Source organism: Micromonospora sp. WMMD1128, assembly GCF_027497235.1.
In the GTDB taxonomy this organism is placed as follows: domain Bacteria; phylum Actinomycetota; class Actinomycetes; order Mycobacteriales; family Micromonosporaceae; genus Micromonospora.
The window spans coordinates 4,885,001-4,900,186 of record NZ_CP114902.1 but is presented as its reverse complement, the minus strand read 5'-3'; the positions used below and the strand labels follow the sequence as shown (position 1 = coordinate 4,900,186).

Annotated in this window: 13 protein-coding genes; 8 read left to right on the top strand and 5 right to left on the bottom strand. The window is 73.5% G+C overall.

Annotation, left to right across the window (positions count from 1 at the left end; all coding sequences use genetic code 11):
• Positions 1-34: 34 nt before the first annotated feature.
• The 5 genes from O7602_RS21780 to O7602_RS21760 all read right to left on the bottom strand — a co-directional run bounded on the left by O7602_RS21780 (position 35) and on the right by O7602_RS21760 (position 5,011).
• Positions 35-565, bottom strand: a complete 531-nt coding sequence (locus O7602_RS21780) for a DinB family protein (protein ID WP_281584472.1) — start codon at positions 563-565, stop codon at positions 35-37.
• Positions 566-633: 68 nt separating this feature from the next.
• On the bottom strand, positions 634-1,122 hold the full coding sequence (locus tag O7602_RS21775; RefSeq protein ID WP_281584471.1) for a universal stress protein: 489 nt from the start codon (positions 1,120-1,122) through the stop codon (positions 634-636).
• A gap of 4 nt (positions 1,123-1,126) precedes the next feature.
• The gene (locus tag O7602_RS21770) at positions 1,127-2,746 is read right to left on the bottom strand and encodes an MDR family MFS transporter (protein WP_281584470.1); all 1,620 of its coding nucleotides are present in this window, start codon (positions 2,744-2,746) and stop codon (positions 1,127-1,129) included.
• Positions 2,747-2,859: 113 nt separating this feature from the next.
• Complete coding sequence (locus tag O7602_RS21765) at positions 2,860-3,285, bottom strand: MarR family transcriptional regulator (protein WP_281584469.1); 426 nt, start codon at positions 3,283-3,285, stop codon at positions 2,860-2,862.
• 13 nt (positions 3,286-3,298) lie between these two features.
• Positions 3,299-5,011: an alkaline phosphatase D family protein gene (locus O7602_RS21760; protein WP_281584468.1), complete on the bottom strand. Its 1,713-nt coding sequence runs from the start codon at positions 5,009-5,011 to the stop codon at positions 3,299-3,301.
• Positions 5,012-5,159: 148 nt separating this feature from the next.
• Here O7602_RS21760 and ftsY point away from each other — a divergent pair, with 148 nt between their 5' ends.
• From ftsY to ffh, 8 genes are all read left to right on the top strand, one after another.
• Positions 5,160-6,341: a signal recognition particle-docking protein FtsY gene (gene ftsY / locus O7602_RS21755; RefSeq protein ID WP_281584467.1), complete on the top strand. Its 1,182-nt coding sequence runs from the start codon at positions 5,160-5,162 to the stop codon at positions 6,339-6,341.
• 8 nt (positions 6,342-6,349) lie between these two features.
• Positions 6,350-7,213 carry an aminoglycoside phosphotransferase family protein gene (locus O7602_RS21750; RefSeq protein ID WP_281584466.1) on the top strand — a complete coding sequence of 288 codons (864 nt, stop codon included), beginning with the start codon at positions 6,350-6,352 and terminating at the stop codon, positions 7,211-7,213.
• Positions 7,214-7,439: 226 nt separating this feature from the next.
• A complete protein-coding gene (locus O7602_RS21745; RefSeq protein WP_281590457.1) occupies positions 7,440-8,738 on the top strand; it encodes an ammonium transporter in 1,299 nt (432 codons plus the stop codon).
• 25 nt (positions 8,739-8,763) lie between these two features.
• Positions 8,764-9,102, top strand: a complete 339-nt coding sequence (locus O7602_RS21740; RefSeq protein WP_174537509.1) for a P-II family nitrogen regulator — start codon at positions 8,764-8,766, stop codon at positions 9,100-9,102.
• A 26-nt stretch (positions 9,103-9,128) separates the two neighbouring features.
• Positions 9,129-11,504 carry a [protein-PII] uridylyltransferase gene (locus O7602_RS21735; RefSeq protein WP_281584465.1) on the top strand — a complete coding sequence of 792 codons (2,376 nt, stop codon included), beginning with the start codon at positions 9,129-9,131 and terminating at the stop codon, positions 11,502-11,504.
• A 188-nt stretch (positions 11,505-11,692) separates the two neighbouring features.
• Positions 11,693-12,826 (top strand): sensor histidine kinase, encoded by a 1,134-nt coding sequence (locus tag O7602_RS21730; RefSeq protein WP_281584464.1) that lies wholly within the window; start codon positions 11,693-11,695, stop codon positions 12,824-12,826.
• Positions 12,823-13,479: a response regulator transcription factor gene (locus tag O7602_RS21725; RefSeq protein WP_281584463.1), complete on the top strand. Its 657-nt coding sequence runs from the start codon at positions 12,823-12,825 to the stop codon at positions 13,477-13,479. Before O7602_RS21730 ends, O7602_RS21725 begins: the two co-directional genes overlap by 4 nt.
• Before the next feature lie 108 nt (positions 13,480-13,587).
• The gene (gene ffh, locus O7602_RS21720) at positions 13,588-15,141 is read left to right on the top strand and encodes a signal recognition particle protein (RefSeq protein ID WP_281584462.1); all 1,554 of its coding nucleotides are present in this window, start codon (positions 13,588-13,590) and stop codon (positions 15,139-15,141) included.
• Positions 15,142-15,186 lie beyond the last annotated feature (45 nt).

Genomic DNA, 15,186 nt, shown 5'->3' with positions numbered 1-15,186 from the left:
ACACCCCGGCCGCCGGCGGGTCAGGTGGGGCGGATCAGGAGCCGGTGACGCCGTCGATGCGTTCCCGGATCAGGTCGGCGTGGCCGTTGTGCCGGGCGTACTCCTCGATCATGTGCACGTAGACCCAGCGCAGGCTGATCTCACGGGTGCCTCCGTCGCGCCGGGTGTGCGGGAACGTGTGCTCAAGCGGAAGGTCGGCCACTGCCCGGTCGGCCGCCTCGATCTCCTCGACCAGGGTGGCGAACGCCTGGGCCGGGTCGGCGTCGGCGATGTCGTTGAGGTCGGCGTCCGGGTCCTTGTCGTAGTCGTACATGTCGGGCAGCTCCTGGCCGGCCGCGCGGACGCGGAACCACCAGCGCTCCACGTCGGCCATGTGCCGCACCAGCCCGAGCAGGGTCAGCCCGGACGGCTCCACGCTGCGGGTGCGCAGTTGCTCGGCGGTCAGCCCGGCACACTTGTGCCGCAGCGTGTCGCGGTGGGTGTCCAGCCACCCTTGCAGCATGGCGCGCTCGTCGGCGATGAAGGGTTCGTGGCGGCGGTCAACGTCGGGTGCGGTCCAGGTCATGGTGCCGGATGTTAAGCGGGGGCCCCGGTACAACGCTATGCGTTAACCGGGGCCCCCTCCTTACACCCTCAGGGGACGACGACGACCGGCCAGCGGCCGGTGCGGACCAGGCGGGTGGCGACCGAGCCGACCAGCTTGTGACCGGCCTGCTCGGAGGAGCCGACCACCACCAGGTCGGCCCGGTGCTCGTCGGCGGCCCGGCACAGCTCGGCGTACGCGTCGCCGCGCCGGCACAGGAACGTCACCGGCAGGTCCAGCTCCTCGGCCCCGCGCCGGCACTCGGCCCGCAGCTCGTCGGCCAGCTCGTCGTGGGTCTGCTGCACCGCGCCGGCCACCACGCCGGACATGATCCCGCTGTACGGGGGCGGCGAGCTGACGAACACCACCACCAGTCCGGAGCCCTGCCGGCGGGCCAGCCCGGCGGCGTAGGCGGCGGCCCGCAGCGAGGTGCGGGTGCCGTCCACGCCGACGAGCACCACCCGGGGCCCGTCGGTGCCCCGCTCGAACGGCAACGGCCGGGCCTGCGGGCCGTACCGCTCACGCTCCGGCGCGTCCATCGTCTCAGTCCCGCCGTCCGGTCCGGATCACCACCGCGTCGTTGCCGGCGGCGACTGTCGACTCCCGCTCGACCTCGGCGGAGACCGGGTCGCGGTTGGTGCGGCGCAGCGGCACCTCCCGGATCAGCACCACGGCGATCAGGGCGAGCAGCCCGAACGGGGCGGCGGCCAGGAAGATGTCACCGGCGCCGTGCCCGTACGCGGACTCCACCACGGCGCGGATCGGCGCGGGCAGCGCGTGCACGTCCGGCAGCGCGCCGCCGCCACCCGAGCCGGCCGCCGGTACGCCCAGCCGGCTCAGTCCGTCGGCCAGGTAGCCGGTCACCCGGTGGCCGAGCAGCGCGCCGAGCGCGCTCACGCCGACCGCGCCGCCGAGGCTGCGGAAGAAGGCCACGACCGAGCTGGCCGCGCCGAGCTCGTGCGTGCCGACGGTGTTCTGCACGGCCAGCACCAGGTTCTGCATGGTCATGCCGAGGCCGAGGCCGATGAGCGCCATGAAGATCGCGAGCCGCCAGTACGGGGTGTCCTGGCGCATGCTGCCCATCAGCGCGAAGCCGGCGGTGAGCAGCGTCGAGCCGGTCACCAGCCAACGCTTCCACCGGCCGGTGCTGGTGATGATGCGGCCGACCACGGTGGAGGCGACGAGCAGGCCGCCGATCATCGGCAGCGTCATCAGGCCGGCCATGGTCGGGCTCTCGCCGCGGCTGATCTGGAAGTACTGCCCGAGGAAGACGGAGGCGCCGAACATGCCGACGCCGACCGCGATGCTGGCGAGCACGGCGAGTGTGATGGTGCGGTTGCGGAACAGCCGCGGCGGGATCATCGGCTCGGTGGCCCGCTGCTCGACCCGGACGGCGAGCGCCCCGAGCAGGATCGCGCCGGTCACCATGGCCGCGCTGGTCCAGGAGATCCAGTCGTACTTGTCGCCGGCCAGGGTGATCCAGATGAGCAGCACCGAGACGGCGGCGGTGATCAGGGTGGCGCCCCACCAGTCGATGGTCACCTTGCGCTTGACCACGGGCAGGTGCAGCGTCCGCTGGAGCACGATCAGGGCGAGCACGGCGAACGGCACGCCGACGTAGAAGCACCAGCGCCAGCCGAGCCAGTCGGTGTCCACGATCACGCCGCCGATCAGCGGGCCGCCGATGGTGCCGACGGCCATCACCGCGCCGAGGTAGCCGCTGTACCGGCCGCGCTCGCGCGGAACGATCATCGTCGCCATGATCACCTGGGCGAGGGCGGTGAGGCCGCCCGCGCCGACGCCCTGCACCACCCGGCAGGCGATCAGCTCGCCCGTCGTCTGGGCCTGCCCGGCCAGCACCGAGCCCAGCACGAAGACCACCAGGGCGAGCTGGACCAGGATCTTCTTGCTGGTCAGGTCCGCGAGCTTGCCCCAGATCGGGGTGGTCGCGGTGGTCGCCAGCAGGGTCGAGGTGACGACCCAGGTGTACGCGGACTGGGTGCCGTGCAGGTCGGTGATGATCCGCGGCAGCGCGTTCGAGACGACCGTGGAGGAGAGGATCGCGACGAACATGCCCAGCAGCAGGCCGGAGAGCGCCTCCAGGATCTGCCGGTGGGACATGTCGACGGCGGTCGCCCGGGTGGGCGCGGTCGCCTGGGTCATCGTGGAGTGCCTCCGAAGGGGGAAGGTGGAGCGTTGCCTTGGGCAACCGTATGGTTTGGTTGCCCAAAGCAACAACCGCGAGTGGTGCGCGTCCTATTCCCCGGCGGCGCAGGTCAGAACGTCTCGTTGAACCGGTGCATCAGCCGGGCGAAGTCCGCCACGTCCTGTTTCGGCCAGTCTTCGAGCGAACGCCGGATCTGGCCCAGCCGGGCCGCCCGCGCCCCGTCGAACCGCCGGGTGCCCTCCTCGGTGAGGCTGAGCTGGGCGGCCCGCCGGTCGGTCGGGTCCGGGTCGCGCCGGACCAGGCCCAGCGCCTCCAGGCCGCCGATCTGCCGGCTCAGCGTGCCCTTGCCGATGCCCAGCTTCACCGCCAGGTCGGTGAGGCGGATCTGCCCGGAGCGGCGCAGCCACAGCAGCAGCCCGTACGCGTTCGGCTCCAGGTTCGGGTGGACCTCGCGGGCGATCTCCCAGGACAGCGCCCGGCCGCGACGCAACAGCGCGGTCAGTTCGTCTTCCACGGCGCGCAGCGGCTCGTCCACGCTCAGAGGATAGTCATTCCCCGTCGGTGAGCCGCTGGCGCGCCACCGGCCGCAGCTCGCCCCCGCTGGTGGTGCCCTCGATCACCACGGCGGCCGACCGGCCCCGGTGGGTGAGCGTGGCCACCGCGTTGCCGAAGTAGGGACCGGCCAGCTTCCGCCACCGCACCAGCGGCCGGCGTACCCCGGCCGACCGGGCCAGCGCCCGCGTCGCGCCGGCCGGACCCGGGTTCCAGCCGAGCGTCATCAGCGGACGCATCGCGGCCGGCACCTGGTTGTGGATCGGCGAGCAGGTGAGCTGGTGCACGGGCGTGCGGACGCCCCGGTCGGCGAACCGGGCCCGGGCCACGTACGAGTGGTGCACGTCGCCGGAGAGCACGCTGATCGACGCCGGGCGCGGGTACGCCGGCCCGGCGCCCACCCGGGCGCCGGTGCGCGCCGCGCCGCCGCTGCCCAGCCGGGCGAACACGTCGCCGAGCGCGTCGAAGGAACGGGTGAACGCCGCCCAGTGCTCCAGGTCCCAGGCGCGGCGCATCCGCTCGGCCAGCCGAGCCACCCAGGGCCGGTCGGAGTCGGCCAGGCGCTCGTTCCACGCCTCCACGTGGTGGATGCCCGGCGGCAGCAGCCACGGCAACGAGGTGCCCACCACCAGGTGGTCGTAGGCGCCGTGCGCCTGGTCCAGGAACCAGGACCACTCGCCCGGCGGCAGCATCGCCCGGTGGCCCGGCAGCAGCACCCGGCTGGACCGGTTGTCCAGCATGACCAGGCGGGTCCGCCCCAGGTCCAGCGCGTAGCTCCACTGGTACTGCACGGCCCGCCAGCGCTCGGTGTCGTGCGCCAGGTCGGCCTCGGTGTCCACCCGCTCACCGAACTCGTGCAGCACGCCGGTGGCGTCCTCGGCGGCCGTCACCTTCGCGTACACCGGGTCGGCGGCGATCTCGTCCGGGCTCAGGTTGCCCAGGTGCTGGTAGACCCAGTAGGAGGCGAGGCCGCTGCGGATCCGCTCGGCCCACCACGGCTGCTCGCGCATGTCCGCCCGCCACGACTGTGAGGTGTTCCAGTCGTCGATGACCTCGTGGTCGTCGAAGATCATCACGCTCGGCACGGTGGAGAGCAGCCAGCGGATCTCCGGGTCGCGCCAGGACTCCAGGTAGAGCTTCGTGTATTCGTCGAAGCTCACCACCTGGGTCGCCGGGGCGTCCTTCGGCCGCCGGCGGCGCCGCTTGAGCAGCTTGCGCACCGTCGGCGAGGTCTCGTCGGCGTAGACCTGGTCGCCGAGCAGCACCAGCAGGTCGGGCAGCGCGACCTCCTCGGGCGCGGCCATCACCCGCCGGGCGTACGCGTCGAGCGCGTCCGGCGGCAGCTTGCGCGCGGTGGAGTGCTGGGTGGTCTCCCGGCAGGAGCCGAAGACCAGGCTCACCGGCTGGTCGGCGTCGTCGGCCGCGCGGGTGCGGATCACGCTGGGCGGGAAGTCGCTGTCCGGCAGTGGCCAGGCCACCTCGTCGTCGATCAGCACCTCGTACCGGGTGGCGGCGTCCGGGGTGAGCCCGGTCACCACCACGAGCGCGTAGTGGTGGTCGTACGCGGAGAAGGTGGGCGCGCTGCCGCCCGCGCCGTCGGCCGTGCGGACGGTGACCACCGCGGGCGCGCTCGTCTCCACCCAGATCGTCGCCCGCGTGTCGACGACCCGACGCAGCAGCGGGCCGATGAGCAGGCGGGAACCGGGCACGAGGCTACCTCCGACAAGATCGTTTCGGTCACTTCCTACCCGGCCGGCGGTTGCGGCGCGCCGTCCAGCAGCGAGCGTACCCGCAGGTTGTTCGCGTGCCGAGGCGGTGAGTGGGACGCCGTCGCCGGCATCTGACAGGATTTCGGGCATGAAGGAATACCTCCTCGTCGCTCTCGCCCTGCTCGGCGTGCTCATCATCGGCGGCCTGAGCCTCGTGGTGCCCCGGCTGCGCCGGCGCCCGCAGCCGCCGCTGCCGCGCACGGAGGTCGACACCCGCACCGAGGAGGATCTGGCCGGCCCGCCGGTGGAGGCCCCGGAGGCGGACCTGAGCACCGGCGTGGTGGTCGAGGCGCCGCCGGTCGAGGCGCCCCCGCTGGAGGTGCCCGAGCCCACCGCCGGCCGCCTGGTCCGGCTGCGCTCCCGGCTGTCCCGCTCCCAGAACGCCTTCGGCAAGGGCCTGCTCGGCCTGCTCAGCCGGGACCGGCTCGACGAGGACACCTGGGAGGAGATCGAGGACAGCCTGATCACCGCCGACGTCGGCATCGACTCCACCCGGGAGATCGTCGACCGGCTGCGCGAGCGGACCCGGGTGCTCGGCACCCGCACCGGCGACGAGCTGCGGACGCTGCTCGCCACCGAGCTGGTCAACGCGCTCGACCCGAGCCTGGACCGGTCGCTGCGGACCACCCCGACCGACGGCGTCCCGGCCGTGGTGCTCGTGGTCGGCGTCAACGGCGCCGGCAAGACCACCACCTGCGGCAAGATCGCCCGGGTGCTGGTCGCGGACGGCCGGAGCGTGCTGCTCGGCGCGGCCGACACGTTCCGGGCCGCCGCCGCCGACCAACTGGAGACGTGGGGCGGCCGGGTGGGCGCGGAGACGGTCCGCGGGCCGGAGGCCGCCGACCCGGCAAGCGTCGCGTTCGACGCGGTCCGGCGCGGCATCGACACCGGCGTCGACACCGTGCTCATCGACACCGCCGGCCGGCTCCAGAACAAGGTCGGCCTGATGGACGAGCTGGGCAAGGTCAAGCGGGTGGTGGAGAAGCACGGCCCGATCGACGAGACGCTGCTGATCCTCGACGCCACCACCGGCCAGAACGGGCTGGAGCAGGCGCGGGTCTTCACCGAGGCGGTCAACGTCACCGGCGTGGTGTTGACCAAGCTCGACGGGACGGCCAAGGGCGGCATCGTGATCGCCGTGCAGCGCAAGCTCGGCATCCCGGTGAAGCTGGTCGGCCTCGGGGAGGGGAAGGACGACCTGGCCCCGTTCGACCCGGCGCAGTTCGTCGACGCGCTGCTCGGCACCGAGCCGCTCGGCCGGGACGCGTAGCCTCTCCCGTGACGAACGACGATCGCGCCTACGCGGGGTGGCGCGACCCCGACCACCCGGCGCCGCGCCTCGGGAGACCGTACGTGACTTCGCAGGAGATCCCGCTGCACGGCGGGAACGTCAGCACCGTGGTGCGGGTGGGCGACACGGTCCGGCGCAACGCCGGCCCGTGGACGCCCTCGGTGCACGCCCTGCTGCGCCACCTGGAATACGTCGGCTTCACCGGCGCCCCGCGCGCGCTCGGCATGGACGAGCGCAACCGGGAGGTCCTGTCCTACCTGGAAGGGGAGTGCGGGGAATACCCGTTGGCCCCGCACTGGGTGACCGACGAAGCCCTGGTCACCGTGGCCACCATGCTGCGGATGTTCCACGACGCCCAGTACGGTTTCACGCCGCCGCCCGGCGCGGTCTGGCGCTCGTTCGGGCCGCCCCCGCCGGACACCGAGGTCATCTGCCACCACGACGCCGCGCCGCACAACGTGATCTGGCGGCCCGACGGCACGCTCGGGCTGATCGACTTCGACCTCGCCTCGCCCGGCGCCCGGATCTACGACGTGGCGTACGCGGCGTGGACCTGGGTGCCGATCTTCTCGGACCGGGACTCGATCACGCTCGGTTGGAAACACCCCGACCGGCCGCGCCGGCTGCGCCTGTTCGCCGACGCGTACGGGTTGATCCCGCGGGACCGGCACCGGCTCATCCGCACCATCCGCAAGCGCATCGTCGACCACGTCGAGGGCATCCGGCGGATGGCCGCCGCGGGTGAGCCGGCGTTCGTCCGGATCGTGCACAAGGGCCACCTCCGCCGGCCGATCCGGGACCTGCGCCTGCTCGACTACGAACGTCACCACCTCGAGCACGCGCTGCGCTGAGCAAGATCCACGTTCTTCACACGCCGGAAACAACCCGTCACGTGTCGGAAATCGAGCGGTGTCGGTGCCGGAAACAGCGGCCGACCAAGCTTCCGCGCAACCGGCTGACGGGCGATGCTGCCAGGACTCAGTCGGAGGGAGGAATACGACACCGAGAGGAGGCAGCGTGGAGATCGATACCGGGAACACTGCCTGGCTGCTTGTTTCAACTGCGCTCGTGCTGCTCATGACCCCCGGTCTCGCGCTGTTCTACGGCGGCCTGAACCGGTCCAAGGGCGTTCTGAACATGATGATGATGAGCTTCTCGTCCATCGGGCTCATCAGCATCCTGTGGTTGTTCTACGGTTTCACCGTCGCCTTCGGCGAGGGCGGCAAGTTCTGGGGTGACCTGGGCCAATACCTGGGCACCAAGACGTTCGTCGGCGAGAGCGACATGTGGGGCGAGACCGGTATCCCGCTCTACGTCTTCATCACCTTCCAGATGATGTTCGCCGTCATCACCGTGGCCCTGATCAGCGGGGCGCTGTCCGACCGGGCGAAGTTCGCCGGCTGGCTGCTGTTCGCCTTCGGCTGGGCCACCCTGGTCTACTTCCCGGTCGCCCACATGGTCTGGGGCGGTGGGCTGATCGGCGGCGACATCGGCGCGCTGGACTTCGCCGGTGGGACCGCGGTGCACATCAACGCGGGCGCCGCCGCGCTGGCGCTGGTGCTCGTGCTCGGCCGGCGGGTCGGCTGGCCACGGGAGAGCATGAAGCCGCACAACGTCCCGATGGTCGCCCTCGGCGCCGGTCTGCTCTGGTTCGGCTGGTTCGGCTTCAACGCCGGCTCGGAGTTGACCGCCGACGGGGTCACCGCGTTGGCCTTCGTCAACACCCAGGTCGCCACCGCCGGCGCGCTCCTCGGCTGGATCGTGGTGGAGTGGCTGCGGGACCGTAAGCCGACCCTGGTGGGCGCCTCGTCCGGCGCGGTCGCCGGTCTGGTCGCGATCACCCCGGCCTGTGCGTTCATCACCCCCGCCGCCTCGGTGCTGCTGGGTCTGGTGGCCGGCGCGGTCTGCGCCGTCGCGGTCGGGCTGAAGTACCGGCTCGGCTACGACGACTCGCTCGACGTGGTCGGCGTGCACTTCGTCGGTGGCTGGATCGGCTGTCTCTGGATCGGCCTGTTCGGCACCGCCTCGGTGAGCGAGCTGGTGACCTCCGACGGCCTGCTCGTCGGCGGCAACGCCTCGCTGCTCGGCAAGCAGTTCCTGGGCGCGCTGATCGTGACCGTCTACTCCTTCGTGATCGCGTACGCCCTCGGCTTCGTGATCGACAAGACGATCGGCTTCCGGGTCTCCGCCGAGGCCGAGGTGGAGGGCATCGACGTCGCGGAGCACGCGGAGAGCGGCTACGACCTGTCGCCCACCACGGGCAGCAGCGCCGGTGGCGCGTTCGCCATGGCCGGGCTCGGCGGCACCAGGCCGACCTCGGAGTCCGCCGACGAGGCGGACGAGTCCGCGCCGGTCAGCGAGAAGGTCGCCGGTTAACGTTCCAGGGATGGAGGGGTTGGACATGAAGCTGGTGACCGCGGTCATCAAGCCGTACCAGCTGGACGCGGTGAAGGAGGCCCTGCACGCGCTCGGCGTGGCCGGGCTGACCGTCAGCGAGGTTCAGGGCTACGGCCGGCAGAAGGGGCACACCGAGGTCTATCGGGGTGCCGAGTACACGGTGGAGTTCCTGCCCAAGATCCGGGTCGAGGTGCTCACCGATGAGATCGACGTGGACAAGATTGTCGACGCGATCGTCGGCGCCGCCCGGACCGGCAAGATCGGCGACGGCAAGGTCTGGGTGACGGGCGTCGAGGAGGTCGTCCGGGTACGCACCGGCGAGCGCGGGCTCGACGCCCTCTGAGCACGGAACCCGCCGACGTGACCTCGTTGACCACGGCAACCGGCCCCGGTGGGGGCGGCGTGTCCGCGGTCAACGAGGTCGTCGGCGTCCCCGGAGGCGTCGGTCAGGCGGCCCGGTCCGCCCGGGCCGACGCGCTCGACGCCTGGCTGCGTCGGATCTTCCCGGGCCGGGCCGGTGTGGCGCTCGTCGCGGTGGGCGGGCTGGGCCGCCGCGAGTGCGCCCCCTACGGCGACCTCGACCTGGTGCTGCTGCACGCCGGAGTGCCCGGCATCGACGAGTTGGCCGCCGCGCTCTGGTATCCGATCTGGGACGCCGGGCTGCGGCTCGACCACTCGGTGCGGACCGTCGCCGAGGCGCTGTCGGTGGCCCAGGACGACGTGAAGGTCGCGCTGGGCCTGCTCGACGCGCGGCACGTGGCCGGCGACCCGGCCCTGACCGACCAACTCGCCCGCACCGCCACCGACCACTGGCGGCGCACCGCGATCCGCCAGCTACCCGGGCTCCGCGAGATCACCACGGCCCGCTGGGAGGCCCACGGCGAACTGGCCTTCCTGCTGGAGGGCGACCTCAAGGAGGCCGCCGGCGGGCTGCGCGACGTCGGCATCCTGCGGGCCATCGCCACCGCCGGCGTCACGGACGCGCTCCGGCCGGCCGTCCACGCCGCGCACCGGCGCCTGCTGGACACCCGCGACGCCCTGCACCAGCAGGTCGGCCGCCGGGTCGACCGCCTGGTCGCCCAGGAACGCGACGGCGTGGCCGCCCTGCTCGGGCTGCGACAACCCCCGCTCGCCGTGCCCAACGGCGCCGTGGCCGACGGCGCCGTGGCCGACGCCGCCGTGCCCGACGCCGGGCCGGGCAGCAACGGGGCCGGCCCCGGCGACGCCGCCCCGCCGGCCGAGGGGGACGCGCTGCTGCGACTGGTGGCCGGGGACGCGCGTACGGTCCGCCACGCCCTCGACGACGCCTGGCGGGCCGCCGACCGGATCCGCTCCGGCCGGCACCGCGCCGCCCCCGGCCGGCCGCTGCGTCGCCCGGTCGCCCGCGACGTCGTCGAGCAGGACGGCGAGCTGGTGCTCGCCCGGACCGCGATCGGGGCCCGACCCGACCCGAGCCTGTCCCTGCGGGTCGCCGCCGCGGCGGCCACCACCCGACTGCCCATCGCGCGCGCCACCTGCGAGTGGCTGGCCGCCTACTGTCCGCCGCTGCCCGCGCCCTGGCCGCCGGCCGCCCGGGCCGCGCTGATCACCCTGCTCGGCGCCGGTCCCGGTCTGGTGCCGGCTTGGGAGACCTGCGACAGGTACGGGCTGATCGACGGCTGGCTGCCCGAGTGGACCCGACTGCGCAGCCTGCCCCAGCACAACCCGGTGCACCGGTTCACCCTGGACCGGCACCTGGTGCAGACCGCGTACGAGGCGAGCCGGCACACCCGGGACGTGGAGCGACCGGACCTGCTGCTGCTCGGCGCGTTCCTGCACGACATCGGCAAGGGACTGCCCGGGGACCACTCGACCGTCGGGGCCCCGCTGGCCGAGGCGGTGGCCGCCCGGATCGGGCTGCCGCCGGCCGAGGTGGCGCTGATCGGCGCGCTGGTCCGGCTGCACCTGCTGCTGCCCGACGTGGCCACCCGGCGGGACCTGTCCGATCCGAAGACGATCGCCGGTGTCGCCGAACGGGTCGGCGACACCACCACCCTGGAACTGCTGCACGCCCTGGTCCGGGCGGACGCCGCCGCCACCGGCCCGGCCGCCTGGTCGGGTTGGAAGGGCCGGCTGGTCGCCGAGCTGGTGTCCCGGGTGCGCACCACGCTCGACACCGGCGTGGTGCCCGCCCCGCCGGCCCCCGACCCGGCGCTCGTCGCCGGGCCGCTGCCGGTCGTACACCTGGGGGAGGACCGGGTGTCGGTGGCCGCCGCCGACCGGCGTGGCCTGCTCGCCACGGTGGCCGGTTGCCTGGCGCTGCACCGGCTGGAGGTGATCTCCGCGGATGCCGCCACGGTGGACGGGCGGGCCCTGGTCGAGTGCCGGGTGCAGCCGCGCTACGGGCTGGCCCCGGACCCGATCGCGCTCAGCGCCGACCTGCGCCGCGCGGTCGCCGGCGACGTCTCGGTCATCCAGCGGCTGCGCGGCCGGGCGCTCGCGGCCCGGAGCCGGGGCGCCGCGCCCCGCGTCGTCTGGCACCGCGAGGCGGCCACCGACGCGGTGCTGCTGGAGTTGCGCGCCGCCGACGCGGCCGGCCTGCTGTACCGGGTCGCGTGCGCGCTCGACGAGGCCGGCGCCCAGGTGCGCGCCGCCCGGATCTCCACCCTGGGCGGGGACGTCGTCGACGCGTTCTACCTCATCGGCGGCTGGCCCCCCGACGAGCAACGCGCCCGCGTCGAGGCCGCCGTCCTCGCCGCCGTGTAAGGCGGGGCCCCCGCTTAACGCCTCCGGTAGAGGCGGGGCCCCCGCTTAACATCCACGGCATGCGGTACGCCCGCTGACGTACCCCGGGAACCGCCGCCGGGCCGACGCGCCGGCGGCCCGGCGGCGGGATCCTCGGGCGTGAACCTGCCAGGGTGGACGCGGCGGGACGGTCGGGCCGGGACGGGGGCGTGGACGTGGATCGCGGGCGCGGTGACCGGCAGCGGTGGCTCCTCGACGGACTGCTCGGCCTGGCCCTGCTGGCGATCGGGCTGGCCGGCACCGCGCCGGCCGGGGAGAACCAGGGCGTGCACGCCGGTCCCGCTGCCTACCCGCCGGTCGTGGTGGCGGCGCTCGCGGTGACGGTGCGCCGGCGGTGGCCGCTGCCCACCCTGGCCGTGGTCGCCGCCGTGACCACCGCGTACCTGATGCTCGGCCAGCCGTACGGTCCGATCCTGCTGGCGTTCCTCGTCGCGGTCTACACGGTGGCCGCGCACCGGCCGGTGCGGGTCGCGGCGGTGGCCGGCGCGGTCGTGCTGGCGGCGCTGCTGGCGTACGTCCTCGTCGGTGTGCGTCCGCCCGGCCCGGTCGGTCTCATGCCGGTGGCCGCCTGGGTGGTGGTGCCGTTCGCGGTCGGGGTCACCGTGCGGCTGAGTCGGGAGGCCGCCGCCCGGAGCCGGACCGACGAGGCCCGGCGGCTGGCCGACGCGGAGCGGCTGCGGGTGGCCCGGGAGGTGCACGACGTGGTGGGTCACGGGCTCGCCGCGATCCACCTTCAGGCCGAGGTGGCGCTGCACCTGCTGGCCCGCCGGCCCGAGCAGGCCGAGGTGGCGCTCACCGCGATCAGCCGGACCAGCAAGGAGGCGTTGGACGAGCTGCGGGTCACGCTGACCGTGGTCCGCCGCGAGGAGCCCGCCGACGAGCGCGCGCCGGTGCCGGGCCTGGGCCAGCTCCCGCAGTTGCGCGAGCGGCTGGCCGGCGCCGGGGTGCCGGTCACCGTCGAGACGACCGGGGCGCCGCGCCCGCTGCCGGTGGCGGTGGACCTGGCCGCGTACCGGGTGGCGCAGGAGGCGCTGACCAACGTGCTGCGGCACGCCGGGCCGGCCACCGCCACGGTCCGCGTCGGGTACGCGCCGGGCGAGCTGACCGTGGAGGTCACCGACACCGGTCGCGGCCCGGTTGCCCGCCCGGACCGGCCCACCGGCTCCGGGCTTGCCGGCATGCGCGAGCGGGTCACCGCGCTCGGCGGTACGTTCACCGCTGGGCCGGCCCCGCCCGCCGGCTTCCGGGTGTACGCCACGCTGCCCACGGGGGAGGCCACATGATCCGGGTGCTGCTCGCCGACGACCAGGACCTGGTCCGGATCGGGCTGCGGGCGCTCGTGGACAGCGAGGACGACCTGACCGTCGTCGGGGAGGCCGCCGACGGGCTGGCCGCCGTGGCGGCGGCCCGCCGGGAACGCCCGGACGTGGTCCTGATGGACGTGCGGATGCCCGGCGTGGACGGCATCGAGGCCACCCGCCGCATCGTCGGCGACCCGGCGCTGGCCGGCACCCGGGTGGTGGTGCTGACCACGTTCGAGCTGGACGAGTACGTCTTCGACGCGCTCCGGCACGGGGCGAGCGGCTTCCTCACCAAGGACACCCGCCCGGTCGAGCTGTTGCGGGCGATCCGCCTGGTCGCCGAGGGGGAGGCGCTGCTGTCCCCGTCGGTGACCCGCCGGGTGGTCCGGGAGTTCGCCACCCGGCCGGCCCGGGTGCCGCGCCCGCATCCCCGGCTCGGCGCGCTCACCGACCGGGAACGGGAGGTGGTGGCGCTGGTCGGGGAGGGGCTGAGCAACGCCGAGATCGCCGACCGGCTGGTGGTCAGTCCGGCGACCGCGCGTACCCACGTCAGCCGGGCCATGGTCAAGCTGGGCGCGCGGGACCGGGCCCAGCTGGTGGTCTTCGCGTACCAGTCGGGGCTGGTCGGCTCCTGACAGCCGGCCGGGTCGGAGCGGGGCGGGAGGCGGCGGGCTACCCTAACGGTGGGCTGGACAGCCGGCCCGGCCGCTGTGCCCGCCGATGACGACAAACGGGATGTTCGCGTGTTTGACACCTTGAGTGACCGCCTGTCCGGGATCTTCACCAAGCTCCGTGGCAAGGGCCGGCTCACCGACGCCGACATCGACGCCACCGCGCGCGAGATCCGGATGGCGCTGCTGGAGGCCGACGTCGCCCTGCCGGTGGTCAAGGGCTTCATCGCGGCGGTGAAGGAGCGGGCCCGCGGGTCCGAGGTCTCCCAGGCGCTCAACCCGGCCCAGCAGATCGTCAAGATCGTCAACGAGGAGCTGATCAACGTCCTCGGTGGCGAGGGCCGGCGGCTCCAGTTCGCCAAGAACCCGCCAACGGTGATCATGCTGGCCGGCCTCCAGGGTTCCGGCAAGACGACCCTCGCCGGCAAGCTGGCCCGCTTCCTCAAGGGGCAGGGGCACCAGCCGCTGCTTGTCGCCGCCGACCTCCAGCGTCCCAACGCCGTCGGGCAGCTCCAGGTGCTCGGTGGCCGGGCCGGGGTCGAGGTGTACGCCCCGGCGCCCGGCAACGGCGTCGGCGACCCGGTGCAGGTCGCCCGCGACTCGATCGAGCACGCCCGCCGGGCCGCCCGCGACATCGTCATCGTGGACACCGCCGGCCGGCTCGGCATCGACGCCGAGATGATGCAGCAGGCCGCGAACATCCGCGACGCGGTCCAGCCCGACGAGGTCATCTTCGTCATCGACGCGATGGTCGGCCAGGACGCGGTCCGCACCGCCGAGGCGTTCCGCGACGGCGTCGGCATCACCGGCGTGGTCCTCTCCAAGCTCGACGGTGACGCCCGCGGTGGCGCCGCGCTGTCGGTCCGTGAGGTCACCGGCCAGCCGATCCTGTTCGCGTCCACGGGCGAGAAGCTTGAGGACTTCGACGTCTTCCACCCCGACCGGATGGCCAGCCGGATCCTCGGCATGGGCGACGTCCTCACGCTGATCGAGCAGGCCGAGGCGGCCTTCGACTCCGATCAGAAGGAGAAGATGACCGCCAAGCTGATGGGCGGGGAGACCTTCACGCTTGAGGACTTCCTCGATCAGCTCATCGCGGTCCGGCGGATGGGCCCGATCGCCAACGTGCTGGCCATGATGCCCGGCATGGGGCAGATGAAGGACCAGATCGCCGAGCTTGACGACAAGCACTTCGACCGGGTCACCGCGATCATCAGGTCGATGACCCCGACCGAGCGCACCAACCCCAAAATCATCAACGGGTCGCGGCGGGCCCGCATCGCCAACGGTTCCGGCGTCACCGTGATGGACGTCAATCAACTGCTCAACCGTTTCGCCGACGCGCAGAAGATGATGAAGCAGATGGGCGGCATGATGGGCCTGCCCGGCGGCGGCCGGCGCAAGGCGACCAAGTCGCCGAAGAACAAGCGCAAGGGCACGAAGGGCGGCAACCGGCCGCGTACCGGGGCGGGCGCGGCGGGCGGCTTCCCCGGCGGCATGCCGCAGCTCCCGCCGGGCCTGGACCCGGGCGACCTGGCCGGCGGCCAGGGCCTGCCCCCGGGCTTCAAGCTGCCGAAGATCGACTTCAACAAGCTCGGCAAGGGCGGCGACAAGGGCCCGCGCTGACGCGTGTCGGTGACGGTGGGCGACGTCAAAATTTCGTAGGGTGAT

Bases quoted from the DNA above. Each gene is read 5' to 3' on its own strand.
- O7602_RS21780 (WP_281584472.1), bottom strand. From the start codon at position 565: ATGACCTGGACCGCACCCGACGTTGACCGCCGCCACGAACCCTTCATC.
- O7602_RS21775 (WP_281584471.1), bottom strand. From the start codon at position 1,122: ATGGACGCGCCGGAGCGTGAGCGGTACGGCCCGCAGGCCCGGCCGTTG.
- O7602_RS21770 (WP_281584470.1), bottom strand. From the start codon at position 2,746: ATGACCCAGGCGACCGCGCCCACCCGGGCGACCGCCGTCGACATGTCC.
- ftsY (WP_281584467.1), top strand. From the start codon at position 5,160: ATGAAGGAATACCTCCTCGTCGCTCTCGCCCTGCTCGGCGTGCTCATC.
- O7602_RS21745 (WP_281590457.1), top strand. From the start codon at position 7,440: ATGACCCCCGGTCTCGCGCTGTTCTACGGCGGCCTGAACCGGTCCAAG.
- O7602_RS21740 (WP_174537509.1), top strand. From the start codon at position 8,764: ATGAAGCTGGTGACCGCGGTCATCAAGCCGTACCAGCTGGACGCGGTG.
- O7602_RS21725 (WP_281584463.1), top strand. From the start codon at position 12,823: ATGATCCGGGTGCTGCTCGCCGACGACCAGGACCTGGTCCGGATCGGG.